General features: G+C 55.6%; 22 protein-coding genes. 9 read left to right on the plus strand and 13 right to left on the minus strand.

Going from position 1 to position 23,751, the window contains the following annotated elements:
* Positions 1–8: 8 nt before the first annotated feature.
* Positions 9–1,259, minus strand: a complete 1,251-nt coding sequence (locus tag ACR0IO_RS01185) for a Zn-dependent hydrolase (protein ID WP_155143507.1) — start codon at positions 1,257–1,259, stop codon at positions 9–11.
* 171 nt (positions 1,260–1,430) lie between these two features.
* On the opposite strand from ACR0IO_RS01185, the gene ACR0IO_RS01190 reads away from it, so the two are divergent.
* Positions 1,431–2,039, plus strand: a complete 609-nt coding sequence (locus ACR0IO_RS01190) for a TetR family transcriptional regulator C-terminal domain-containing protein (RefSeq protein ID WP_480738761.1) — start codon at positions 1,431–1,433, stop codon at positions 2,037–2,039.
* A 58-nt stretch (positions 2,040–2,097) separates the two neighbouring features.
* On the opposite strand, the gene preA is transcribed toward ACR0IO_RS01190, so the two are convergent.
* From preA to ACR0IO_RS01205, 3 genes are all read right to left on the minus strand, one after another.
* A complete protein-coding gene (gene preA, locus ACR0IO_RS01195; protein WP_480738764.1) occupies positions 2,098–3,402 on the minus strand; it encodes an NAD-dependent dihydropyrimidine dehydrogenase subunit PreA in 1,305 nt (434 codons plus the stop codon).
* Between the two features lie 65 nt (positions 3,403–3,467).
* On the minus strand, positions 3,468–4,802 hold the full coding sequence (locus ACR0IO_RS01200) for an NAD(P)-dependent oxidoreductase (protein ID WP_480738767.1): 1,335 nt from the start codon (positions 4,800–4,802) through the stop codon (positions 3,468–3,470).
* A gap of 160 nt (positions 4,803–4,962) precedes the next feature.
* On the minus strand, positions 4,963–5,595 hold the full coding sequence (locus tag ACR0IO_RS01205; RefSeq protein ID WP_480738771.1) for a cupin domain-containing protein: 633 nt from the start codon (positions 5,593–5,595) through the stop codon (positions 4,963–4,965).
* Positions 5,596–5,752: 157 nt separating this feature from the next.
* Here ACR0IO_RS01205 and ACR0IO_RS01210 point away from each other — a divergent pair, with 157 nt between their 5' ends.
* The 3 genes from ACR0IO_RS01210 to ACR0IO_RS01220 all read left to right on the plus strand — a co-directional run bounded on the left by ACR0IO_RS01210 (position 5,753) and on the right by ACR0IO_RS01220 (position 8,829).
* Positions 5,753–6,748, plus strand: coding sequence for a hypothetical protein (locus ACR0IO_RS01210; protein ID WP_480738774.1), 996 nt, complete (start codon positions 5,753–5,755; stop codon positions 6,746–6,748).
* A gap of 73 nt (positions 6,749–6,821) precedes the next feature.
* Positions 6,822–8,114, plus strand: a complete 1,293-nt coding sequence (locus tag ACR0IO_RS01215) for an O-acetylhomoserine aminocarboxypropyltransferase/cysteine synthase family protein (RefSeq protein ID WP_480738777.1) — start codon at positions 6,822–6,824, stop codon at positions 8,112–8,114.
* A gap of 4 nt (positions 8,115–8,118) precedes the next feature.
* Positions 8,119–8,829, plus strand: coding sequence for a GNAT family N-acetyltransferase (locus ACR0IO_RS01220; RefSeq protein WP_480738779.1), 711 nt, complete (start codon positions 8,119–8,121; stop codon positions 8,827–8,829).
* 2 nt (positions 8,830–8,831) lie between these two features.
* Here ACR0IO_RS01220 and ACR0IO_RS01225 read toward each other — a convergent pair whose 3' ends face one another.
* The gene (locus tag ACR0IO_RS01225) at positions 8,832–9,527 is read right to left on the minus strand and encodes an SIMPL domain-containing protein (RefSeq protein WP_155143495.1); all 696 of its coding nucleotides are present in this window, start codon (positions 9,525–9,527) and stop codon (positions 8,832–8,834) included.
* Between the two features lie 164 nt (positions 9,528–9,691).
* Between ACR0IO_RS01225 and ACR0IO_RS01230 the strand changes: the two genes are divergently transcribed.
* A complete protein-coding gene (locus ACR0IO_RS01230; RefSeq protein WP_480738782.1) occupies positions 9,692–11,710 on the plus strand; it encodes a hypothetical protein in 2,019 nt (672 codons plus the stop codon).
* A complete protein-coding gene (locus ACR0IO_RS01235; RefSeq protein WP_480738785.1) occupies positions 11,703–12,341 on the plus strand; it encodes a class I SAM-dependent methyltransferase in 639 nt (212 codons plus the stop codon). Before ACR0IO_RS01230 ends, ACR0IO_RS01235 begins: the two co-directional genes overlap by 8 nt.
* Here the strand turns inward: ACR0IO_RS01235 and hppD are convergent.
* A complete protein-coding gene (gene hppD, locus ACR0IO_RS01240) occupies positions 12,338–13,435 on the minus strand; it encodes a 4-hydroxyphenylpyruvate dioxygenase (protein WP_480738787.1) in 1,098 nt (365 codons plus the stop codon). The two genes, ACR0IO_RS01235 and hppD, sit on opposite strands and share 4 nt — an antisense overlap.
* A 146-nt stretch (positions 13,436–13,581) precedes the next feature.
* Between hppD and ACR0IO_RS01245 the strand changes: the two genes are divergently transcribed.
* Both ACR0IO_RS01245 and ACR0IO_RS01250 read left to right on the plus strand, forming a co-directional pair.
* Positions 13,582–14,037, plus strand: a complete 456-nt coding sequence (locus tag ACR0IO_RS01245) for an Lrp/AsnC family transcriptional regulator (protein ID WP_155143488.1) — start codon at positions 13,582–13,584, stop codon at positions 14,035–14,037.
* A gap of 19 nt (positions 14,038–14,056) precedes the next feature.
* On the plus strand, positions 14,057–15,940 hold the full coding sequence (locus tag ACR0IO_RS01250) for a monovalent cation:proton antiporter-2 (CPA2) family protein (RefSeq protein ID WP_155143486.1): 1,884 nt from the start codon (positions 14,057–14,059) through the stop codon (positions 15,938–15,940).
* A 31-nt stretch (positions 15,941–15,971) separates the two neighbouring features.
* Here ACR0IO_RS01250 and cobT read toward each other — a convergent pair whose 3' ends face one another.
* On the minus strand, positions 15,972–16,982 hold the full coding sequence (gene cobT / locus ACR0IO_RS01255) for a nicotinate-nucleotide--dimethylbenzimidazole phosphoribosyltransferase (protein WP_480738790.1): 1,011 nt from the start codon (positions 16,980–16,982) through the stop codon (positions 15,972–15,974).
* Positions 16,983–17,061: 79 nt separating this feature from the next.
* Between cobT and cobS the strand changes: the two genes are divergently transcribed.
* Positions 17,062–17,826: an adenosylcobinamide-GDP ribazoletransferase gene (gene cobS, locus ACR0IO_RS01260; RefSeq protein WP_480738792.1), complete on the plus strand. Its 765-nt coding sequence runs from the start codon at positions 17,062–17,064 to the stop codon at positions 17,824–17,826.
* Here cobS and ACR0IO_RS01265 read toward each other — a convergent pair.
* The 6 genes from ACR0IO_RS01265 to ACR0IO_RS01290 form a co-directional block, all read right to left on the minus strand.
* Positions 17,823–18,584, minus strand: coding sequence for an ion channel (locus ACR0IO_RS01265; protein WP_480738795.1), 762 nt, complete (start codon positions 18,582–18,584; stop codon positions 17,823–17,825). The two genes, cobS and ACR0IO_RS01265, sit on opposite strands and share 4 nt — an antisense overlap.
* A gap of 123 nt (positions 18,585–18,707) precedes the next feature.
* Positions 18,708–19,220 carry a CarD family transcriptional regulator gene (locus ACR0IO_RS01270; protein WP_155143480.1) on the minus strand — a complete coding sequence of 171 codons (513 nt, stop codon included), beginning with the start codon at positions 19,218–19,220 and terminating at the stop codon, positions 18,708–18,710.
* A gap of 281 nt (positions 19,221–19,501) precedes the next feature.
* A complete protein-coding gene (gene fdxA, locus ACR0IO_RS01275) occupies positions 19,502–19,840 on the minus strand; it encodes a ferredoxin FdxA (RefSeq protein WP_155143479.1) in 339 nt (112 codons plus the stop codon).
* Between the two features lie 64 nt (positions 19,841–19,904).
* On the minus strand, positions 19,905–20,276 hold the full coding sequence (locus ACR0IO_RS01280; RefSeq protein ID WP_170332844.1) for an RNA-binding S4 domain-containing protein: 372 nt from the start codon (positions 20,274–20,276) through the stop codon (positions 19,905–19,907).
* Between the two features lie 6 nt (positions 20,277–20,282).
* The gene (locus tag ACR0IO_RS01285; protein WP_480738799.1) at positions 20,283–23,108 is read right to left on the minus strand and encodes a helicase-related protein; all 2,826 of its coding nucleotides are present in this window, start codon (positions 23,106–23,108) and stop codon (positions 20,283–20,285) included.
* Between the two features lie 22 nt (positions 23,109–23,130).
* Positions 23,131–23,700, minus strand: coding sequence for a tetratricopeptide repeat protein (locus ACR0IO_RS01290; protein WP_480738801.1), 570 nt, complete (start codon positions 23,698–23,700; stop codon positions 23,131–23,133).
* Positions 23,701–23,751 lie beyond the last annotated feature (51 nt).

Below are 23,751 nucleotides of genomic sequence, written 5' to 3' on the forward strand. Positions count from 1 at the left end.
CCTACCTTTTATTCTACGATCTCCGCTGTCTCGACGACCGCATGGAGCAGGACATCTGCACCAGCAGCGGCCCAATCCTTGCTGATCTCTTCGGCCTCGTTATGGCTCAGCCCGTCTACACATGGGCACATGACCATGGCTGTCGGCGCGACCCGGTTGATCCAGCAAGCATCATGGCCCGCGCCTGAGATGATGTTCGTGTGCGAGTAACCCAGACGTTCAGCCGCATCGCGCACAGCCGCCACACATTGCTCGTCGAATTTCACCGGATCAAATCCGCCAACTTTCTCAAACTCAATCTTCAGGCCCATCTCTTCGACAATATCTTCGGCTGCGACACGCAACCGGTTTTCCATGTCCTTGATGACCTCAAGTTCGGGCGAGCGGAAATCGACCGTAAATACGACCTTACCCGGGATCACATTGCGTGAGTTCGGATAAACATCGATATGCCCTGCTGCACCAACGGCATGCGGGGCGTGTGACCAGGCAATCTCGTCTACCTTTTCCAGAACCCGCGCCATGGCGAGCCCGGCGTTCTTGCGCATAGGCATCGGGGTTGAGCCGGTATGAGCATCCTTGCCGGTGATGGTGATCTGCGTCCAGCTCAGGCCCTGTCCATGCGTGACAACACCGATGTCCTTTTCTTCGGCCTCAAGGATCGGCCCCTGCTCAATGTGTAGCTCAAAGAATGCGTGCATTTTGCGCGCACCGACTTCTTCGTCACCGCGCCAACCGATACGCTTCAGTTCATCTCCGAATTTCTTGCCTTCGGCATCTTCGCGATCATAGGCCCATTCCTGTGTGTGCATGCCCGCAAACACACCTGAGGACAGCATCGCAGGGGCATAGCGCGTGCCTTCTTCATTCGTCCAATTGGTTGCGATGATCGGGTGTTTTGTTTTGATCCCCAGATCATTGAGCGTCCGAATGATCTCAAGACCACCAAGCACACCGAGAACACCGTCGTACTTTCCGCCAGTGGGCTGTGTATCGAGATGCGAACCGACGTAAACCGGCAGCGCTTCGGGATCGGTTCCCTCGCGGCGGGCAAACATGTTGCCCATCTGGTCCAGCCCCATGGTACAGCCCGCATCCTCGCACCATTTCTGGAACAATGCGCGCCCTTCGGCATCTTCGTCCGTCAGTGTCTGACGGTTGTTTCCCCCAGCAACTCCGGGACCGATTTTCGCCATCTCCATCAGGCTATCCCATAGCCTGTCGCCATTGATCCTGAGATTCTGCGCCGGAGCCGCCATCTTGTTTTCCCCTGTTGCTTGCGATTTAGCTCGCTTTTGGTGTCTTGATTTGACCATCTGGTCAAACTCACGCTATCACGGGTTCGACATCAGTCAAGAAATTGCATGGCGCCGCCGCAAATTTCGGCATATTTGGTGCCCGCTTGGCGGAAAAAGAGACGACCAGGAAACATGCCCAAAGACCGTGCCCCGACCAGAATTCAGAAAAAGAACCGCGCCGCGATTCTCGAAGCCGCTCTGAACGTGTTTTCAGCGCATGGTTTTCGAGGATCGACAGTTGACCAGATCGCAACCGAAGCCGGCCTCAGCAAACCAAATCTTCTGTACTATTTCCCGTCAAAAGAGGCGATCCATGCCGCCCTTCTATCGGGCTTGTTGGAGACTTGGCTTGCTCCTCTGCACGATCTAGATGAAAACGGCGACCCGCTGAAGGAAATCCTGTCCTACATTCATCGCAAGCTACAGATGAGCCGGGAACTGCCCCGCGAAAGTCGCCTGTTTGCCAACGAACTGGTGCAGGGTGCGCCCCGCATACATGACGCGCTGTCAAACGATCTGAAATCGCTTGTCGATGAAAAAACGCGAATTCTCACGCATTGGATGGATCAGGGCAAAATCGCACGTGTCCACCCTCATCACCTGATTTTTTCGATCTGGGCGTTGACGCAGCACTATGCGGATTTTGATGTTCAGGTGCGTGCTATTCTCGGAGATGAAGACCCGTTCGAAGGTGCAGAACCCTTTATCGATACGCTTTATCGGAAACTGCTTACACCATGAAAAAGGGCCGCAACGCGGCCCTCATCCAAATCCAATCATGACCTGTCAAAGCCACCGATTATTCTGCGGCTTTCGCCATCGGATTATTCGGGTGCGTGGTCCAGTTCGCATAGTCCGGCTGCACAACATTGCCGGTACGGGGATCAACTTCACCTGAATCCATCGGCACCATCGAAATACACCCCTCAACCGGACACACATCGACGCAGAGGTTACAAGCGACGCATTCCTCGTCCTTCACCTCGAACACGCGGTCTACGGACATTGAAATCGCCTGGTGGCTGGTGTCTTCACAAGCTGCATAGCAGCGACCGCATTTGATGCACTGATCCTGATCGATCTTGGCCTTGGCCACATAGTTCAGGTTCAGATACTGCCAATCCGTAACGTTGGGCACTGCACGTCCAACGACTTCGGATACATTGCTATAGCCTTTCTCATCCATCCATTCGGACAGGCCAGCTGTCAGTTCATCAATGATCTTGAAGCCGTAAGTCATTGCAGCTGTGCAGACCTGAACGGTTCCGCAGCCCAAAGACATGAACTCTGCCGCATCACGCCATGTGGTGACACCGCCGATGCCGGAAATCGGCAGACCATGCGTCGCTTCGGCCCGTGCGATCTCGGAAACCATAGAAAGTGCGATGGGCTTGACGGCCGGACCGCAATATCCGCCATGGCTACCTTTGCCATCAATCGACGGCTCAGGGCTGAAGGTGTCCAGATTGACGCTGGTGATCGAGTTGATCGTGTTGATCAGCGACACCGCATCCGCACCGCCATTTCTCGCGGCAGCAGCAGGTTTACGAACATCGGTGATATTCGGCGTCAGCTTTACGATCACTGGGCGATCATAGTATTTTTTGCACCACCGTGTGACCATTTCGATGTACTCGGGCACCTGCCCAACAGCCGAGCCCATGCCGCGCTCGCTCATCCCGTGCGGACACCCAAAGTTGAGCTCAATACCATCCGCGCCGGTCTCTTCAACACGCGGCAGGATCGCTTTCCAGGCTTCTTCTTCGCAAGGCACCATAATCGAAGCGATCAGTGCACGGTCGGGGTAATCCGCTTTGACCCGTGCCATTTCTTCGAGGTTCACTTCCAGAGGTCTGTCGGTGATCAACTCGATGTTGTTCAACCCCAGCAACCGCCGATCTGCACCATAGATCGCGCCATAGCGGGGTCCGTTCACATTCACGACCGGAGGCCCTTCGGACCCCAGCGTTTTCCAGACCACGCCGCCCCATCCAGCCTCGAATGCACGGCGCACGTTGTATTCCTTATCCGTCGGCGGCGCAGATGCCAGCCAGTACGGGTTCGGGCTTGAGATTCCCAGAAAGTTTGTTGTCAAATCAGCCATTTATCCGGCCTCCCTGATGCAGTTTTGCATCTTGAAAAATTGTGAGCATACTCAGCGGACGGCCACTACGCCGACAGGCTGGCATGTATATCCATCGCGGCATCCCGACCCTCGGCCACTGCCGTCACGGTCAGATCATCTCCGCCAGCTGCACAATCACCGCCGGCCCAGACACCCTCCAGCGACGTACGGCCTGTTTCGCTGACAGCGATCTTACTGCCATCAAGCGTCAGCCCTTCAGGTGCGCCCTCCAGCGTTTGTCCAATCGCTTTCAGAACCTGATCAGCCGGTACGCGAACAGTCTCACCTGTTCCGGTCAGGTTGCCATCATGGCTCGCAGTATACTCCAGTTCGATCTCGACCGCTGCACCATTTCCATGAACAGCCACGGGCTGCACGTTGCACATGATCCGAACCCCATGCGAAGCGGCCAGGTCCTGTTCATAGCGGCTGGCCCCCATGGCATCGCGGTCTCGGCGATAGGCAATGGTCACATGTTCAGCGCCCAGAAGCTTGGACTTCACCGCGGCATCCACCGCAGTCATGCCGCCGCCAATGACAACAACATTCCGCCCGACAGGCAGATTCGCCAGATCACCGGCTTGTCGTACATCCGAAATGAACTCGACCGCGTGACGCACGCCATCCTTTTCAGCCCCCTGCGCCCGAAGTGCATTCACACCCGCAAGACCAATAGACAGAAATACCGCATCATAGTTTTCAAGCAATCCATCCAGCGAAATGGTCTCACCCAGAACTGATCCGGTTTCGATCGCGATACCACCGATTTTCAGCAACCAGTCCACCTCGGCCTGGGCGAAATCGTTCGTCGATTTATATGCTGCAATGCCATATTCGTTGAGCCCGCCCGGCTTGGGCTTGGATTCGTGAATGACCACATCATGTCCAAACATCGCCAGCCTGTGTGCACAAGCCAGACCTGCTGGCCCTGCCCCAACCACAGCAACTGTCTTGCCTGTCGGTGCAGCACGCTCGAACGGATGTTCACCTGACGCCATTACATCATCGGTGGCAAAACGCTGCAGTCGCCCGATTTCGACCGGTTTGCCTTCAGCAGCTTCGCGCACACAGGCTTCTTCGCACAGTGTTTCCGTCGGACAAACCCGGGCACACATGCCGCCCAGAATATTCTGTTCGAGAATTGTGCGACCTGCCGCCTGCGGCTGCCCAGCCTGGATCTGACGAATGAACAGCGGGATATCGATGTCCGTCGGACAGGCTGTCACGCATGGCGCGTCATAGCAGAAATAGCAGCGATCTGCCGCGACGGCCGCTTCATGCGGCGCGAGAGGCGGATGCAGATCGGCAAAATTCGAGGTCAGCTCATCGCTGGAAAGCCGCCCGGATACGATACCGGGTGCCATCTGGCCCTGTGCCATCACTCTACTCCCTGTAGATATGTTTGTTATGCCCCCCAGCTTGCCACAAACAAATTTTTTATCAATTGGTAAAATTTGCCAAATGGTCAAAAAATGAAAAAACCGGGCTTTTCGACCCGGCTTTCTGGCTATTCTGCCTGTTTATGATGCAGCAAGAGATCTAAACCATGCCATTCAGGTGCCCGGATTTGACCCACACACGCGCACCTGCCACTCCGGCTACTGCTTTTGATTGCGTCCCGGGCGGCAATCGCAGCCAATCCCATCCGGAAAACTCTTCGCCACCTTCAGCAAAACTGCCTTCGACTACGAACACCTCCAACCCTTTGGTGGCATCCAAATCTATAGTCTCGCCCGCGGCCCAGTTCTGCACCTGTACGTCCTCGCGGTCATCCTTGAACAGACGAACAGTTCCCTGTCCATTTATCGTGCGGCGGATTTCAGTACGGTCATTCGGGTCAAACTGGTGCAGCTTGACCAGAATTGTCGCCCCTTCGCTTGCAGACGGGGTATGAGAGGTGGTTGGTGGATTGCGGACATAGCTGCCAACGGGGAAATCTCCGGTTTCGTCCTGAAAGACACCATCGAGTACAAGAAACTCTTCTCCCCCATCGTGGGTGTGCGCCGCAAAGGCACTGCCGGGTGCAAATCGCACGATCGTCGTCGCGCGCGCCACTTCATCCCCTATACGATCCAGCAACTTTCGTTCGACGCCTGCAGCCGGTGAAGCGACCCACTCATTGTCGTCGAAATGAACTGCCACTCGTTTGCTGAAATCCGCGTTGACCCGCATGGTCGACCTCCTGATCATTGGCTTGGTTAATACATGTCCCAAAATTTACGATTATCAATCCGTTTCGAAATACGGGTTTTGACGCCCCGGGCAGGTTGCTGTAGTCCCGTTTGAGCAATTAAGTGCAACAACAAGCACCCAATCGGAAAGCACGTGAATGCAGGCGCAACCCCCGAAGTTTAACATTATTATCGTCGGGCAAAACAACCGACTGCAATATGAGGCAGTCCTGTTTGCAGCCTCATTGCGTTATTCTTCGCCGAACTTCCAAGGTCGGCTGTTTGTCGCCGTTCCACAACCTGGGCCGCGCTGGCATCACGATCCAAGCATCCAGAATCCCGATGTCCTCAAAGCGCTGAAACAACTGGATGCCGAGATACTGCCATTTGAATCGCAAGTATTCGGGGAAAGCTATCCTTACGGAAACAAGATCGAAGCTCTCAGCGCGCTTCCCGAGGGCGAGCCATTTGTGTTCTTCGACACCGACACGTTGATCACGGGTGAATTGGCCGACGTACCCTTTGACTTTGATCGCCCTAGTGCGTCTCTGAAGGTCGAGGGGAGCTGGCCCAAGCCGACCCTGTATGGGCCAAGCTATGAGGGCATCTGGAGCGCGTTGTATCGCAGGTTCGGGCTGGATCTGGAAAGCTCGTTGGATACCGATCAGCCCGAGGATTACTGGCGGCGCTATTTGTATTTCAACGCAGGCTATTTCTTCTACAAATGCCCGCGCTTGTTCGGAGAGCGCTTTCTGGAATATGCCCGCGTCATTCGCGATGAGAACATTCCCGAATTGACCGGACAGAACCTAGACCCGTGGCTGGATCAGGCTGCATTGCCTTTAGTCATACATTCCTTTGGCGGCGGGCGAGACGCCCTGCCCCCCGGTTTTCTCGATGGCTCTGTAAGTTGCCACTATCGACTTTTCCCTTTGCTTTATGCTCGCGAAAACGATCACGTAATTGATGTGCTGGAAACCGTCGCCGCACCGAACAAGATCAAGAAGGTTCTAAAGAATTATGATCCGATGAAGCGGCTGGTGATACAGGGCAAGGGTTCAAAGATCAGAGATATGTTCGATCGCAACAATCTGCCTCAGCGAGAGCAGGTCATCCGAAAGGCGATCAAGGCCAAGGGGCTTTGGCTGCGCTGACGGGATCGTTGTGCGCGGACCAGCAATGCCCTAGAGATTCAGCAACGCGAAGAATCCAACGGGAGATTAAAATATGTCTGATGGCCCCACTTACGGCTTTGATACCCTGCAAATCCACGCCGGTGCCCGCCCTGATCCGGCGACCGGAGCGCGGCAGACACCCATCTATCAGACGACAGCGTATGTCTTCCGTGATGCCGAGCACGCAGCCGCGTTGTTCAATCTGCAGGAAGTTGGATACATCTACTCCCGTCTGACCAACCCGACCGTCGCAGTATTGCAGGAACGAGTGGCGACACTTGAAGGGGGCGTTGGTGCGGTTTGTTGTTCCTCAGGTCATGCTGCGCAAATCATGGCCCTGTTCCCGCTGATGGGTCCGGGATGCAATGTGGTCGCCTCGACCCGTCTATACGGGGGCACGGTCACGCAGTTCAGCCAGACCATCAAACGGTTCGGCTGGGAAGCCAAGTTTGTGGACACGGACGATCTGGATGCCGTGAAAGCCGCAATTGACGAAAACACGCGTGCAGTGTTCTGCGAATCCATCGCCAACCCGGGCGGGTATGTCACCGACATTCGCTCACTGGCAGAAGTGGCCGACGATGCCGGAATTCCGCTGATCGTCGACAACACCTCAGCCACACCATATCTGTGCCGCCCGATCGAACACGGCGCGACATTGGTAGTGCATTCGACCACAAAATACCTGACCGGCAATGGCACCGTTACCGGCGGCTGCATCGTGGATTCGGGCAAGTTCGACTGGTCGGCCAACGACAAGTTCCCATCCCTCAGCGAGCCTGAAACGGCCTATCACGGCCTCAAGTTTCACGAGACCTTTGGCCCGCTTGCATTCACCTTCCATGGTATTGCGATCGGATTGCGCGATCTTGGGATGACCATGAACCCGCAAGCGGCCCATTATACATTGATGGGCATCGAAACTCTCAGCCTGCGGATGAAGCGTCACGTAGAGAATGCTCAGAAAATCGCGGCCTGGCTCGAAGCAGATGATCGCGTCGATTATGTAACCTATGCGGGCCTGCCATCATCGCCCTATCATGACCGGGTCAAAAAGAATTACCCCAAAGGCGCGGGCGCTTTGTTCACCTTCGCCGTCAAAGGTGGTTACGACTCTTGCGTCAAACTGGTGAACGCGCTCGAAATCTTCAGCCATGTGGCCAATTTGGGTGATGCCCGGTCGCTGATCATACACTCTGCATCAACGACGCACCGCCAGCTGTCACCGGAACAGCAAGAGGCTGCAGGCGCAGGCCCGAACGTGGTTCGCGTTTCGATTGGCATCGAAGATGCAGATGATCTGATCGCCGATCTGGATCAGGCCCTGTCCAAAGCCAGCGCCTGATACGATGGCAAAGCACGACACCAACGAACTGGGTCAGCCTATTGGGTTGCCGGTATCGGACGATTTCCCGTGCCCGACGCCACCATACACACCGATGGAAGGACGGTTCTGCACCGTCGTGCCACTGGACATAAATCGGCATTCGCCCGGACTTTACCGGGCGTTTGCGCAAGACGCTGACGGTCACAATTGGACCTACCTGCCTTATGGGCCATTCGGTACTGAACTTGAGTTTGAAGACTGGGTCCGAGCCAATTGTGCCGATGCTGACCCGATGTTCCACACGGTACTGGATCGAGACGAGACGCCTGTTGGTCTTGCGTCGTTTCTCAGAATTGCACCGGCAGCTGGCTCAATCGAAGTTGGCCACATCCATTTCTCTCCCCTTCTCCAACGCACTCCTATGTCGACCGAAACCATGTATCTGATGATGCGCCGGGTTTTTGATGAACTGGGCTATCGTCGGTACGAGTGGAAATGTGATGCGTTGAATGCCCCGTCTCGCAACGCGGCAGAACGTTTGGGCTTTACCTTCGAGGGCACATTCCGTCAGGCGACACACTACAAAGGTCGGAACAGAGATACTGCCTGGTATTCGATCATCGATAGTGAATGGCCACGTGTCCGGGATGCGTTCGAAACATGGCTTGAGCCCGACAACTTTGATGTGTCGGGCCAACAACGTCAGTCATTGATGGCCCGCGCACAGACGTAAGTTTATTCGGATATCTCGAAGACCATCGAGATATTGACCGAAACCCCAACTTCGCCGCCCGCCACCGGAACTGATCCGGCATCGGCAAAGCTCATTTCGCGCATCTGCATCATTGGGCGCGCACCGCCGCCTTGGTCCGTGATCGATACAACAGACCCCAATGTGATCCCGGCGGCTTGCGCAAGCTGTTCTGCCTTGGCGGTTGCATCGGCTACCGCCTCGGCACGCGCTTTGGCCTCCAACGGTTTCGGCTCCTGCACATCAAAGCTGAGGCCGCCAAAATCGTTGGCACCGTCCCGAATCACGGCATCCATGATCTCACCCAGGTTGCTCAGATCCCGCACCCGGACAAAAACGCGATTGGACGCGACAAACCCAGAGATTTTCGGGGCCTCACCGTCTGGATTGTGACGCCCTGCCCAAACCGGCGACAATGACAGATCACGGGTTTGCACATCGCGCGCCTCGATCCCCATGTCGTTCAGCCGTGCCAAAATCTGAGCGACTGCATCAGACGTCGCCTTCATTGCATCAGATGCCTGCGCATTTTCATTCGTCACGCCCAGGGTGATGGTCGCCATATCTGGTTCCGCCAATGCAGTTCCCGTTCCGCTGACGGTGATGCGACGTTCTTCCGCATGCGCCATCCCAACCGAGGTCGCCGCCATCATCGCGGCCAGAAAAGCAAGTGTCTTCAAGGTGATCCCTCCTTTTGCCTTATCCTATACATGGGTTGGCAAGCCTTTGCCGGACAAGGGGAGATTTTGCCTTTTCCTTTCCCTCGGCGGGTTCCTGCTTTAATCTCAGAGGGCAGACGCAAGCGCGTTTGCGCGAATTCTGACAAATATGGTTCTGCCAGATTATGAAACCCGCCTTCGCGCTGTCTTTTGATGATACCGGGATTACCTTACACCATCACTCGGATGGCGAATGGTTTTGTGTGGGAACTGTTCCGGTTGATGCACCTGATCTGAATGACCGCATGCAGGCGCTGCGCGAACAGGGATTCGCACTGGAAAATGACCTAAGCTGCAAAGTGGTCATTCCTTCAGATCAGGTAAAGTATCTCACCTTGGATGCTGAGGGCTTAAGCCCTGAAGATCTGGATCAGAAGGTGGCAAAAACCCTGACGTCCGAGACACCATATTCGCTGGCTGAATTGGAGTTTGCGACACAGCAGCAGGGAGACTCGGTCCGTATTGCGGCGGTGGCCAAGGAAACCATCGAAGAAGCCCGTTCCTTCGCGTTGGGTCATGGATTTATCCCGACAACCTTCACCGCCAACGACCTGGAATCGAAAGAGGGTTCCATATCAGAGTATCTGCTTTCCGATGCTGCAGAGCTGGCGGAGGCAAGCGCGGAATCAATCGAGTCGGAAACCTCACCCGAACCAACTGAAACCGTGCCGGTCATTCCGCCCGAACCGACCGAAATCACAGAAGCATCGCCTGTGTTGGAAGTCGAAAGCACTTATACAGAAGATCCGGCTGCCCCAACTGCTCACCCAATCGCAGGAACTGCCGACCCGGACGTGTTTCGATCGCCAGAGATTACTTCTGATGTTCCTGCATCTGCCGGGACATCAACCAAACGTCCAAAGCGCCTGATCCCTTTGGCCGCTGCCGCCATCGCAGTTGGTGTGGTCGTGGGCGCATGGACTTTGACAGGCTCCGAAGGCGACGAAACCGAAGTGATTTCGGATTTATCGCAGGAAGAGACGCCTCAGGAAACGGTCATCACAACCGTCGAGCCTCAGGAAACCAATTCCCCCTCCATCTCCGAACCTGAAACGCAAATCACTCTGCCGACGGAAACAGAGCCAGAAAACGTCGCACCCGATGAAGAGCTTGAACTTACCGCGACTGACACCGCGATTTTGGAAGCGCTGAACATCGAACCTCAACCGGTCGAACAGGTCGCTCGGGATCCCGAGAGTGAAGAGGTCTTTTATGAAGTCACCGGGTTGGCTCCTACACCTCCGCAAGCACCGGCCGCGCCATCGCTGGAGGAACCCGAAGAGCTTTACCTGGCCTCGATTGATCGTTCGGACCTGTCCCAGGACGCTGTCGCCCTGCCTCCGGTTGAAAGCTTTGATACCGATCTTCCGTTCGAGCAAGCCGGGCAATCCAGCGTCGCAGGTACCCGTTTCGAATTTGATGACCGGGGCTTGGTGATACCTTCGTCCGAGGGCACGCTGAACCCGGATGGTATCGTGGTGTATCTTGGTCGCCCTTCCAAAGTCCCGCCAGAAGTTCCGGTGCGTTTCGAGACCGATCCTGACGTAATCGAGGAAGTCGACGTTTTGGCCGACACACGCCCCCGAGCCCGTCCTGGCGATTTGATTGAGCAATTTGAGCGGCAGCAACTTGGTGGGCGGTCTCTCGAAGAACTGGCCGTGCTACGTCCCAAGTTACGGCCTAAATCACTGCAAGATACGCCAAAGGTTGACCATACCCCAACAGCCTTGGCCGTTGTAAGAGTCCCTCGACCTAAGATCCGACCAGCCTCAATCGCAGTGATTGCCTCGCGGAAAGCAAGCACCGGTACGGCCCCGTTGGGTTCGACGGCTGCTGTTGCACAATCGAGTGAAGAAGCTGGAACATTTCAACCGAAATCCGTTGCACCCAAAATTCCGACAACAGCCTCTGTCGCCCGGCAAGCGACGCTGGACAATGCGCTTAACCTGCGAAAACTCAACCTGATCGGGGTGTATGGCACACCTGCAAATCGACGCGCATTGGTCCGGCTTCCCAGTGGACGCTACAAAAAGCTGAAAGTCGGGGACCGGGTCGATGGTGGCAAAGTAATCGCCATCGGTGACAGCGAACTGCGCTACCAGAAACGCGGGCGTAATGTGACGTTGAAAATGCCCCGTGGCTGATTACGCGGATAAGATCATCCATGGTTATGAGACTGAAACGCCTTACCTGATAGAGGCTTATGGGCAGCTATGTCCCGAAGATGTTCTGGCACCAGTCGCTGAGTTTCTACCTGACACAGGCAAAGTGCTTGATGTCGGTGCGGGTATCGGCACAAACGCCGCATGGTTGGCTTCGCGTGGATGTCAGGTGGCAGCGGTAGAACCTGCTAAGACATTCCGGGATCATGGGCAAAACGGCTATCCGAGCAGCAAGGTGTCATGGCACGATAGCCGACTACCGACGCTCAATGGCATAGGTTTCAGCAAAGGGGATTTCGATACCGTTCTTGCCATCGGGGTAATTCATCATTTGGCACCGACCGATCAAGCAGTTGCCATCGAAACGCTTGCAAGCCTACTGAAACCATCCGGACGAATGATCCTGTCTCTTCGACATGGTCCCTGCCCTGCATCTCGTCCCGGGTTCTCAGTATCGGCGGATCTGATCACAGAAATAGCGGTGCAGTGCGGCTTTGACACACACCATCGGTCTGAGACTGAATCTATACAGCCAGCAAACCGGCGCGCCGGGGTCACTTGGACCTGGCTGGTGTTGGACGCGCCAGAGTTTGATTTGCAGTCAGGCTGTTAAGCAGCCGAGATTTCACCCGATTCAATCTGCTCGCGCTCGATGGATTCGAAAAGGGCTTTGAAGTTACCTTCACCGAAACCGTCATCGCCCTTGCGCTGGATGAATTCAAAGAAGATCGGGCCAATCACGGTCTTCGAAAAGATCTGGAGCAGAATCTTGGTCTCGCCTCCATCAACGACACCTTCGCCATCGATCAGGATACCGTGCTTCATCATGCGATCTTTGGGTTCATCATGACCCGAAACCCGGTCGAACGACATGTCATAGTAGGCTTCGTTCGGACCGGGCATGAACTTCAGACCCTTCTCCGCAATCGCATCGGTGGATTCATAGATATCGTCGCTACCAACCGCGATATGCTGAATGCCCTCGCCGTTGTACTTTTTGAGATACGACACAATTTGCCCGGTTTCACCCCGATCCTCATTAATTGGAATGCGGATACGACCACACGGCGAGGTCAAGGCACGGCTGTATAGACCCGTGAATTTACCCTGAATGTCAAAGAACCGGATTTCGCGGAAGTTGAACAGATCGCCATAGAAACGGAACCACTTGTCCATGTTTCCTTTGTAGACGTTGTGTGTCAGGTGATCGAGATAGTAGAAACCGTCCCCGCGTGGCTTGGATTGCTTGAGCCACTCGAATTCCTGATTGTAGGGTGACGTTTCATAATACTGATCGATGAAGTAGATCAGCGAACCACCGATACCTTTGATAGCTGGAACATTGATGGTCTTATCCGCGCTATCATATGGTTCCGCCCCTTTTGAAATTGCATGCTCATAAGCCTTTTGTGCATCGACAACACGCCAGCCCATCGCCGGGGCGCAGGGACCATGGTCTGCGACGAACTTTGCGGCAAAGCTCTCGGGGTCGGCATTCAGGATGTAAGTCACATCACCCTGCTGCCACAGTTCAACAGCGGGTTTATCCTTGTGATGCGCAACCAGTTCGAATCCCATCTTTGCAAACAGGTCACGCAGTTCCTGCGGTTCCGGGTGCGCGAACTCGACAAATTCAAAGCCATCGGTGCCGGCTGGGTTTTCTTCACTGATCGTTGATTTCGGGGCGTTATGCGGGAAAGGACCCATGGCGCGTCTCCTCCAAAACAGGAATTTCTTTGCTGATTCAAAAATACGCTTTAACTGGTGCTGTTTCTGCGCATTGTTTTCGTGTAAATTATGATTGCGCGCGCGATTGCCGCACGCTTTGATCGAAAACCGGGAATTCTCCGCATATGCTGGATGCCACCGACACACGTCTGCTGTCAGCACTTCAAAAAGACGCTCACCTCACGGCACATCAACTGGGCGAATTACTGAATCTCTCGCCCAGTCAGGCGGGCCGCCGAAGACAAAGGCTTGAGGCCGATGGTTACATCACAGGCTATGCCGCCCGGCTGGACCCACTCAAGCTGGGCTTGCAGGTTCAGGGCTTCATTCAGGTACATCTCGGCACGCATGGCCCTGACCAATCCGCAAGTTTTGCCCGTATGGTCGACAGCCGCAGCGAGATTACCAGCGCTTGGACGATGACAGGTGAGGCAGATTATCTGCTGCACGTCTACTGCGACGACCTTTCCGCCCTCAACCGCTTGCTTCATGAGGTGATCCTGCCGCATCCTGCAGTGGCGCGTGTGCAAAGCCAGATCGTCATGGACCAACTCAAGCGCGACGCCCCGTTGCCGACCTGAAAATCAAGAAAGAACCACTATGGAAGAATTCCTCTACCAAGCCACGATTTACCTGGCAGCGGCAGTCATAGCCGTACCTTTGTCGGCGCGCTTGGGATTGGGCTCCGTGTTGGGGTATCTGGCGGCGGGTATCGCGATTGGACCTATTCTTGGTTTGGTGGGTGCAGAAACCGAAAGCCTGCAGCATGTTGCCGAATTCGGCGTCGTTATGATGCTGTTCCTGATTGGTCTGGAATTGGAACCGCGTGCCTTATGGGACATGCGTGACAAGCTGTTGGGCTTGGGCGGGCTGCAGGTGGCTATGTCAACCATCGTGATCGCAGCCGTTGCGATCTATACCGGACAACCCTGGTCTGTTGCGTTGGCGGTAGGCTTAACTCTGTCACTCTCATCAACTGCAATCGTTCTTCAAACCCTTTCAGAAAAGGGTCTGATGCAAACAAACGGCGGTCGAGCAACCTTTTCAGTGCTGCTGACACAGGACATTGCGGTCATTCCGATCCTTGCATTTCTGCCATTGCTGGCGCTGCCTGCCAGCATTCATATCGAGGATGATGGCTCGATCGACCGCGGGGGCGATGCGGCTCATGGCGCAGACGCACACCATGCCCTTTCGCTGGTCGAAGGTCTGCCCGGGTGGGCCGTTACTTTGGTCACGATCGGTGCCGTCGCTTTTGTTGTGCTCGCCGGCATCTATCTGACCCGGCCCCTTTTCCGTTTCATCCACGCCACCCACCTGCGCGAGATGTATACCGCACTCGCTCTGGTGATCGTGGTCGGCATCTCGTTCCTGATGACCCTAGTGGGACTCTCACCGGCTTTGGGCGCTTTTTTGGCGGGTGTCGTTCTGGCGAGTTCTGAATTCCGGCACGAAATGGAGAGTGACCTTGAGCCGTTCAAAGGCCTGCTGCTCGGGTTGTTTTTCATCACCGTCGGGGCTGGTATTGATGTCGGCTACTTCTTTGCCGACCCGTTCGACCTGATCGGTTTGGCCCTGTTGGTCATTCTGGCCAAGGGCATCATCCTGTTCATCGTTGGCCGTGCGTTCAAGCTGCGAGGGCGGGATCATTGGCTCTTTACGCTTGGGCTTGCGCAGGCTGGTGAATTTGGATTTGTGCTGCTCGCCTTCTCGACACAACAGAATGTCATTCCGCCTGGCCTGTCGCAAAAGCTGCTGATGATCATCGCGCTGACAATGCTCATCACGCCGCTGCTTTTCATCATCTACGATATGGTTTCTCGCTATATCGGAGACAGCAGCCCAAAGGTCGAGGCAGACACTATTGACGAAAAGGGACCCGTGATCATCGCAGGTATTGGTCGTTTCGGTCAGATCGTAAACCGGCTGGTACAGGCGAGTGGCTTCAAAACCGTTGTTCTCGACCACAACATCGAGACAATCCAGTTGATGCGGCGTTTTGGAGTCAAAGGGTTTCTGGGCGATCCCACACGCCCAGAACTATTGCGCGCAGCAGGCATTGAAAAGGCTGCGGTACTGGTTGCAGCGATGGATGATCGCAAGCAGGTCACCCGCCTTGTCGGCTATGCGCGGCGCCAACGGCCCGATCTGCATATCGTGGCACGCGCACATGATCGTAACCACGTCTATGAACTGTATCAGGCCGGCGCAAATGACATCGTTCGCGAGATGTTTGACAGCTCATTGCGTGCGGGGCGCTATGTTCTCGAGAATATTGGTCTGAGTGAATACGAGGCCGCGCAGGCCGAGCAGACCTTCTACCATCATGACCGGAAATCGATCCGTGATCTGGCGGAACTTTGGATTCCCGGAATGCCTACGGCTGAGAACAAGAAGTACATTGAGCGCGCCCAGAAACTTGAAAAGGATCTGGAAACCGCGTTGCTGGAACTGGCCGAAGAACACGCAAAGAAATCAGCCTGACCCAAGGCGTTCCTTGGATCAGGACTGGCGTTTATCCGTCTGAAACACCTGCTTCAGCGAACGTTGCCATGCCTGAATGGCAGGCGACCGCACTTTTGACGATGTTGGTGGCCAAGGCTCCACCCGATCCTTCGCCCAGACGCAAACCAAGGCTCAGAAGGGGTTCCTTACCTAGTTTGGCCAATACGGCACCATGGGCGCCCTCGGCACTCTGGTGGCCTGCTACAGTGTGATCCAGAGCGTTGTCTGAAACCTGCGCCAAACACGCCGCAGCCGAAGAACATATGAAGCCATCAAGAACAACTGGGATACGCAACACGCGTGCCGCGGCAATTGCTCCTGCCATGGCGGCAATCTCGCGCCCGCCAAGACAGCGCAGAACTTCCAGCCCATCAGAGCTGCCATGCAGCGCCACACCTTCGGCCACAACACGCGTTTTATTGGCAAGACCTGCATCATCGACACCAGTACCGCGCCCGGTCCAATCAGCAGCATCGCCGCCGAACAACGCACACGCGATTGCCGCCGCTGGGGTGGTATTGCCGATGCCCATTTCACCAACGACCAGAAGATCCGCCCCGGCGTCCACTGCGTTCCAACCGGTACGCAGCGCTTCGAGCAACTCCTGCTCGCTCATCGCCGCTTCTTTGGTGAAATCAGCAGTCGGGCGATCCAGTTCAAGCGCATGCACATCCATCTTGGCACCTGCGGCTTTCGCGAGTTGATTGATCGCCGCGCCACCGTGCTGGAAGTTCATGACCATCTGCACTGTCACTTCTGACGGAAACGCAGACACCCCTTGCGCCGTCACTCCGTGGTTTCCTGCAAACACGATGACTTGTGGCGACGAGATCTGCGGCCGGGCATCCCCACGCCAGCCTGCATACCAGATCGCCAGATCCTCAAGCCTGCCCAATGCTCCGGGTGGCTTGGTCAATTGACCATTACGGTCTGTTGCGCCCTGCAGGGCGGACTCGTCAGGTCCAGGCGCCCCTTTCAGGGCTTCCCGGAACGTATTCAGATCATTCAGTTCGGGCAGCATTCAAAGCCTCGTTGCATCAGAGTGGTCCTGCGTGTTTAACCGAAGCAAGCAAACCGACAAGACCCTGAAAGGCCTGGGAGTGCACAAAAACGACACCACCCCGTTTTCCGCGTGGGATATTCCTCTGGCGCTGGTTCTGCTGACGCGTTTGCCGCTGCCACGTTTGCCTGAGCAGGTTTTTACCCGTCAGGCACAAGCGGCATGGGCCTTTCCCCTAAGCGGCCTGGTCGTTGGTTTGATTGCCTGCGCCATCGGCTGGTTGGCGATGGCTTTGAACCTACCTGTTCTGGCATGCGCGACCCTTTTGGTCGCAGTGTTAATTGCTACAACCGGCGCCATGCATGAGGACGGGCTCGCAGACACCTTCGACGGGTTATGGGGCGGTTTCACTGCCGAACGCCGTCTTGAGATCATGAAAGACAGCCATATTGGTACGTATGGCGTGCTGGCTTTGGGTATCGCACAATTGCTGCGCATATCAGCGGTGATGGCTTTGCTGAATAATAGCGCTTTGACCGGCATACTGGCAGCTTGCGTTGTTTCCCGTGCCTCGATGCCCCTGCTGATGAGCGCGTTGCCAAACGCCCGGAAATCGGGACTGAGTCACAGCGTGGGTGCGCCCTCATCCCTTGCCGTTGTATCTGGTTTGGGGATAGCCGTAATTCTGGCATTGTTGCTGATTGGAACACTCGCATTGTTGCCAGCCATATGTGCGTTCTTGGCAGCCGGTTTTCTGGCAGTCATCGCTAAGGTTAAGATTGGCGGTCAGACTGGCGATATTCTCGGCGCATCCCAGCAGGTTAGTGAAATCACGTTTTTGCTTGCCCTGGCAGCACTGATCTAAGCCGCACCGCCGGTTTCAATACGCAAGGTCTCGCCACAGTGTTTGCAATGCACGGCGTCCGGATCATGCCGGTAAAGCCCGCAGCTGGGGCATTTGTGACGAACCTTTTGAGGCATGAAGATAGCCTGCGCGAGGCGCACGAATAGCGCAACGCCGACCACCATGATGAACACAGAGAACAGTTTACCCCCCGGGCTGGGCAGCGTGATGTCCCCGAACCCTGTTGTCGTCAGCGTCGCCATCGTAAAATACAGTGCGTCGATATAAGGCGTCTTGCTATCATCCGGAATGAAAAAAACCAGCACTGCTGTTGAAGTGGCAAATACAAAAACGAGCAGGTTTATCGCAGCTATCACAGCGTCTTCGTGAGTTCTGAAGAAACTGCTGTCCCTTCGAAGATCTCTGAGCAGATGATAGGAATGGATCAGCCGCAGGGCACGCAATATCCTGAGGAACGCCAAGCTTCCAGTAAGGAACGGATCCAGGATCAAGGAAACAATCACCACGATATCGGCAAGCGTATAAATCTGCCGCAGCAGTTTCCATCTGTCTTTGGCGATCCACATTCTTGCAGAAAAATCCAAAAGGATTACCAGCCCTACAGCCCAACTTGCTGCGATCAAGCCAGGGCCGTGCGGCACATGCGCGGTTGCAACAAAGAATACGATCGTCGCTGCGTCAAACAGGATCAGAAGGTATCGGAACCGGATCGAGATCGGTTCCTTGCCTATGTACAGGAATTTGACCGTTTGCTTCATCCAAGACCCGATTTCGGCTTCACCTTTCTGGAAAATAACGAAAAACCGTTTTCAGACCAAGCGACACGGTACAAAAAAGGCCGCCCCAAAACTGGAGCGGCCTCAAACTAAAGTGCAGTGATATCAGGCGGCAGCGCGCGACATCAGTACTTCGTCGACCTGCTTGGCAGCAGAGATTTCGTCGGCGCCGGAAACGGCAGCCACTTCACGCGTCAAACGCTCCAGAGCGGCTTCGTACAATTGACGCTCGGAATAGCTCTGTTCGCGCTGGTCATCGGTGCGGTGCAGATCACGGACCACTTCGGCAATCGAGATCAGATCGCCCGAGTTGATCTTCTGCTCATATTCCTGAGCACGACGCGACCACATTGCGCGTTTGACCTTGGCTTTACCCTTGAGCGTTTTCATCGCCTGGCTGATCACATCCGGTGAGCTCAGCGAGCGAAGGCCGGATTCGGTCACCTTGTTGGTCGGCACGCGCAACGTCATCTTGTCTTTCTCAAAAGAGATGACGAATAGCTCAAGCGAGAATCCCGCAACTTCTTGTTCTTCGATCGAGATGATCTGACCCACGCCATGTGCGGGGTAGACAACATAGTCGTTCGGGCGGAACTCAAGCTTTTTCGACTTTGTCATTCACGTGTATCCTTGGTTGAAGAGCGGGACAGAGGCGACAAAAAACCACACGCGGGACCGGTCAGGCCCCGTCAGGCGGCTATATTGTCAAAAATTTAGAACCCCAAAGCGAGCATACTTACGGAGCGCATCCCATCTCGGTCATCATGTAAGAGTTAAGTATATCACAAAAAAGCTACACCCGAAAGGTTACGCACCGGCAATTTTAGACAATCGCCACGTTTCCAACGGGTTACAGCACAATCGTGCCAGATTTAGGTCAATTTGACCTGGCGAATCGCTCAGCCGCCCTCGCCCGGCGCTTCGGAGAAGTACTTCTCCATCTTACCTTCTTCGCCATCACGTTCCTCAGCTTCTGGCAGAGGATCCTTTTTGGTAACGATGACAGGCCACTGTTCAGCGAATTTGCGGTTGAACTCGACCCACGTTTCCATCCCAGGCTCGGTATCGGGACGGATCGCATCCGCCGGGCATTCCGGTTCGCATACTCCGCAATCGATGCATTCATCGGGATGAATGACCAGTGTGTTTTCACCTTCGTAGAAACAGTCCACCGGGCAAACTTCGACGCAGTCGGTGTATTTGCAGGCGATGCAGTTTTCGGTGACAACATAAGTCATGGTTATTTCCAGTTTGCGGTTTGGCGTTTAGCTAATCCAGTCTGACCCTGTCTTCAAGATAGGATCAGCCTTCCTGGGTGCGAGAAAGATCAAGTGCCCGCCGATCTTTCTTGGTTGGACGACCTTTTCCCTCAAACCCCGGATTCTTGGGCGGCGTGTCCTTCTTTTCCGTCATATCGAAGTACAACGTTTGCGCTTCGGGCGCTGGACCTCGTCGTTCCCCTAGTTTTTCGACGCGCACGACCCGGACGATGCGCCCTTGCGGAAAGGTCAGAACGTCGCCGGGCGCCACAGCCTGAGCTGGCTTCAGCACCCGGTTTCCGTTTACACGCACATGACCGCCGCTAACCTGTTTGGCAGCCAGGCTGCGGGTCTTGAAGAACCGCGCCTGCCACAACCATTTGTCAATTCGCAGCTTGGCCTGTGCTTCGGCCATAGTAGGTTAGTTTCCTTCTTTCAAACCCATAAGCGCCGCGGCGAAGGGGTTGTCAGGGTCGATAGCCTTTTCCTTTTTGGGAGGCCGCGACGAGAAAGTCTTGGCGCCTTGAGGCTTGCCACCCTTCTTGCCCTGCGGTTTACCACGCCCTTCCTGAGGTTTGCCGCGCGGTTTGCCTTTACCCTGCCCCTGCCGCTGTTCGCGGCGCGGACCACGGTTGGCCTGACGCTGACGGCCCCAGGTAAAGGTGTAGAACACTTCGACCTCAGGCTCATCGGATGCGGGAGCCTCAGCTGGAGCTTCGACGCTTTCGGTAGTCTCGGCTGGCACCTCAGCGGGTGAAACGACTTCATCGCTCACGGATTCGGCTGCCGGTGTTTCCGCGACTGCGGGTTGCTCCACAGCTTCGTCTGCAGCGGGTTCGGCTGTCGCGGCCACTTCAGCCGGTACCGCTCTGGCCTTCTCACGCTCGCCCCGTTCGGCCTTGTAGCCAAGCCCCTGCATCAGGTCAGCGAACTGCTCCAAAGTCATACCGGTGATGGACAGCATGTCGGGCTTGGCTTCGAACCCTCCCCGGCTGTCTTCGGCGCGCAGCATGTCTGCCAGGCGTTCCAGCATGTCGATACGGATCGAACGTTCTCCCGCATCGCGGTAGCCGCACATTGTGTCGTAACCCTCGGGCGCACCTTTGGCGACCGGCACTGTGACCAGACCCGGAGGCGGTGCTTCGGGGAACTCCTGCAAACCGCCAGCCAGCGCCCACAGCACCAAACGCAGGCGCGTCGGAGCGGGTTTCAGCAGCAACGGCATGAAGATCGTGAATTGTCCAAACCGAATGCCATGCTTGCGCAGCGCACCCCGGGCATCCTGATCCAGATCTTTAACCTCTTGCGCGACACCTGCTCGTGGTAGCACGCCCAGCGCCTCGACCATCCGGAACGCAAATCCCTTGGCCAGACCGCTCAGCTCCTCATCACGCGACAGGTTCAACAGCGGCTCGAAAAGCGCTGCGATCTTGCGATCAATGAAATGTTGCAGGCGCCGCTGAACTTTCTGTTCAACTTCCGGGCCTGCAGCCTCATCCACAAATACTTCAACCACGGGCTTGAGCGGTTCGGCACCAGCAACCAGTTTCCCGACTGCGTATTCGCCCCACATCAGGCCGCCCTGATCAGTGAAATCAATTTCGGTATCGGGTGCATTGTAGAAGCGATCGGCACGCAGATGGAATTGCGGCGCGAGTGCTTGCAGGGATGCCGATTTGAGCGCTTTCGCCTCGGTTCCTTGCGCGCTTTTGTCCGGACTAAACCGGAACCCTTCCAGACGACCGACGAATTCACCTTCGACGGTCACTTCACCCTTGTCATTTACTTCGGCCAAAAGGGCCTCCTTCTGTTTGAGCCGGCGCAACAAAACGGACGTGCGCCGGTCCACAAATCTTTGAGTCAAACGTTCGTGAAGAGCGTCCGACAGCCTGTCTTCTACAGTGCGCGTTTCATCACGCCAATGAGATTCGTCACGCACCCAACCATTTCGTTGCGCAACATATGTCCAGGTGCGAATATATGCCAACCTTTTAGACAAAGCATCGATATCTCCGTCGGTTCTGTCGATTCGGCGGATTTGCCGCGCCATGAAATCATCGGGAATCGAGCCACGTTCGTGCAGGTGCCCATAGATCACCTCGAGCAAACCCGCGTGTTCGGCATGGCTGATGCCGCGAAAATCGGGGATTCGGCACACATCCCACAGCAAACGGATCGATGGGCCATCGCTGGCACGCGCAGCCACCTCGGTTATCTGCGATAGCGATTTAAGCGCATTCAGATCATCAGCGGGCCTCGCTTTGATCAAATGTTCATCATTCGGACTGATCTCAAGCGAGTCGATCAACACATCGATCGAACCAAATCGCAAAGCGGCATTCCGCCAGTTCAGCTTTTTCATCGGCGTGAACCGGCTGTCCATGATAGCCTGTGCAACACCTTCGTCCAGCGGAGGTGCCTCGCCCGTCACGCCAAAGGTTCCGTCAGACATGCCGCGCCCTGCCCGACCGGCGATCTGTGCCAACTCATTCGGGGCAAGCGGACGCATCCGTCGTCCGTCGAACTTGGTTAAAGACGAGAACGCCACATGATTCACATCGAGGTTAAGACCCATCCCGATGGCATCGGTGGCAACAAGATAGTCGACCTCGCCATTCTGATAGAGATCAACCTGTGCGTTCCGGGTCCGCGGGCTGAGCGCCCCCATGACGACTGCCGCCCCGCCTTTTTGGCGGCGCAGCAATTCAGCGATGGCATATACGTTTTCAACAGAGAAACCGACAATCGCGCTGCGCGGCGGAATACGGCTGATTTTTTTTGAACCAGCATAAACCAACTGAGACATGCGTTCGCGGCGAACAAACTGTGCCTCAGGCACCAGTGCTGCGATTGGGCCGCGCATCGTGTCAGACCCCAAAAACAGCGTCTCGTTTGTGCCGCGTGCACGCAACAGGCGGTCAGTAAAGACATGGCCGCGTTCAGGATCGGTACATAGCTGGATTTCGTCGATAGCTACAAAATCAGCGCCCATACCCTCGGGCATCGCTTCGACGGTACACACCCAATATTGGGTGCGAGGTGGAACGATCCGCTCTTCGCCCGTAACCAAAGCGACGACAGACGGCCCTCGGATGGCAACAATCTTGTCATATACCTCGCGCGCCAAAAGACGCAGCGGCAGGCCGATCACACCTGTTCGGTGCCCCAGCATCCGCTCAATCGCGTAATGGGTTTTACCTGTGTTTGTCGGGCCGAGAACGGCCACGATTCGGGATGACCCGTTCACCTTTGCCCCCTGCCCCGGACCTCTAGAGTGCTTTGCCTTCGATCTGAGGCTTCAGCCGATTCACGGCATTGGTTACTTCTTCGTGATGAGGATGTATAGACAATGCTCGCGAATAGGCTTCGTACGCCTCTTCAGGCTGGCCGATCACTTCGAAAATCAAACCGAGGCCATAGATAGCTTCGTAATTATTGGGGTTTAGCGTCAGAGCATACTCAAGATCAGCAACGGCCATACCGAACCGTTCCAAACCAAAGAATGCTGATGCCCTAACATGCCAACCTTCGGCAAACTCAGGGGCGTGGTCGGTAAGCGCGGTCAGATGGTCAAGCGCGGCGTCTATGTCCCCGTCATTCAGAGCCTCTCGCCCTCTTTCCAGCAACAGATCCGCTGATGCGGAACCGGATTGCGACCATAGGGCCTGTAACTGCCGGTCAATGCTGATAGCCTGTTCGGGCGTAGCTTGTGAGAGTTGTTCCAACAGCGCTGTGTCGTCTCGCGAATCCGCCTGTTGCGCAAAACAACTGGTGGAAAACGTGACTATGACGGCAAGTGCCGCAACGGTACCTTTGAGATTGGAGATTGCAATGCTCATAACAATGTTCAGTGTAGCGTTGCGACCGGGGATGTCCATTCACGGCGCACA

It is taken from the genome of Ruegeria sp. CE12 (assembly GCF_056537525.1).

What these genes read in the sequence shown, in the direction of transcription:
- ACR0IO_RS01185 (WP_155143507.1), bottom strand. Translation starts at nt 1,259, where the DNA reads ATGGCGGCTCCGGCGCAGAATCTCAGGATCAATGGCGACAGGCTATGG.
- ACR0IO_RS01190 (WP_480738761.1), top strand. Translation starts at nt 1,431, where the DNA reads ATGCCCAAAGACCGTGCCCCGACCAGAATTCAGAAAAAGAACCGCGCC.
- preA (WP_480738764.1), bottom strand. Translation starts at nt 3,402, where the DNA reads ATGGCTGATTTGACAACAAACTTTCTGGGAATCTCAAGCCCGAACCCG.
- ACR0IO_RS01200 (WP_480738767.1), bottom strand. Translation starts at nt 4,802, where the DNA reads ATGGCACAGGGCCAGATGGCACCCGGTATCGTATCCGGGCGGCTTTCC.
- ACR0IO_RS01205 (WP_480738771.1), bottom strand. Translation starts at nt 5,595, where the DNA reads ATGCGGGTCAACGCGGATTTCAGCAAACGAGTGGCAGTTCATTTCGAC.
- ACR0IO_RS01210 (WP_480738774.1), top strand. Translation starts at nt 5,753, where the DNA reads ATGCAGGCGCAACCCCCGAAGTTTAACATTATTATCGTCGGGCAAAAC.
- ACR0IO_RS01215 (WP_480738777.1), top strand. Translation starts at nt 6,822, where the DNA reads ATGTCTGATGGCCCCACTTACGGCTTTGATACCCTGCAAATCCACGCC.
- ACR0IO_RS01220 (WP_480738779.1), top strand. Translation starts at nt 8,119, where the DNA reads ATGGCAAAGCACGACACCAACGAACTGGGTCAGCCTATTGGGTTGCCG.
- ACR0IO_RS01230 (WP_480738782.1), top strand. Translation starts at nt 9,692, where the DNA reads ATGAAACCCGCCTTCGCGCTGTCTTTTGATGATACCGGGATTACCTTA.
- hppD (WP_480738787.1), bottom strand. Translation starts at nt 13,435, where the DNA reads ATGGGTCCTTTCCCGCATAACGCCCCGAAATCAACGATCAGTGAAGAA.
- ACR0IO_RS01245 (WP_155143488.1), top strand. Translation starts at nt 13,582, where the DNA reads ATGCTGGATGCCACCGACACACGTCTGCTGTCAGCACTTCAAAAAGAC.
- ACR0IO_RS01250 (WP_155143486.1), top strand. Translation starts at nt 14,057, where the DNA reads ATGGAAGAATTCCTCTACCAAGCCACGATTTACCTGGCAGCGGCAGTC.
- cobT (WP_480738790.1), bottom strand. Translation starts at nt 16,982, where the DNA reads ATGCTGCCCGAACTGAATGATCTGAATACGTTCCGGGAAGCCCTGAAA.
- ACR0IO_RS01265 (WP_480738795.1), bottom strand. Translation starts at nt 18,584, where the DNA reads ATGAAGCAAACGGTCAAATTCCTGTACATAGGCAAGGAACCGATCTCG.
- ACR0IO_RS01270 (WP_155143480.1), bottom strand. Translation starts at nt 19,220, where the DNA reads ATGACAAAGTCGAAAAAGCTTGAGTTCCGCCCGAACGACTATGTTGTC.
- fdxA (WP_155143479.1), bottom strand. Translation starts at nt 19,840, where the DNA reads ATGACTTATGTTGTCACCGAAAACTGCATCGCCTGCAAATACACCGAC.
- ACR0IO_RS01280 (WP_170332844.1), bottom strand. Translation starts at nt 20,276, where the DNA reads ATGGCCGAAGCACAGGCCAAGCTGCGAATTGACAAATGGTTGTGGCAG.
- ACR0IO_RS01290 (WP_480738801.1), bottom strand. Translation starts at nt 23,700, where the DNA reads ATGAGCATTGCAATCTCCAATCTCAAAGGTACCGTTGCGGCACTTGCC.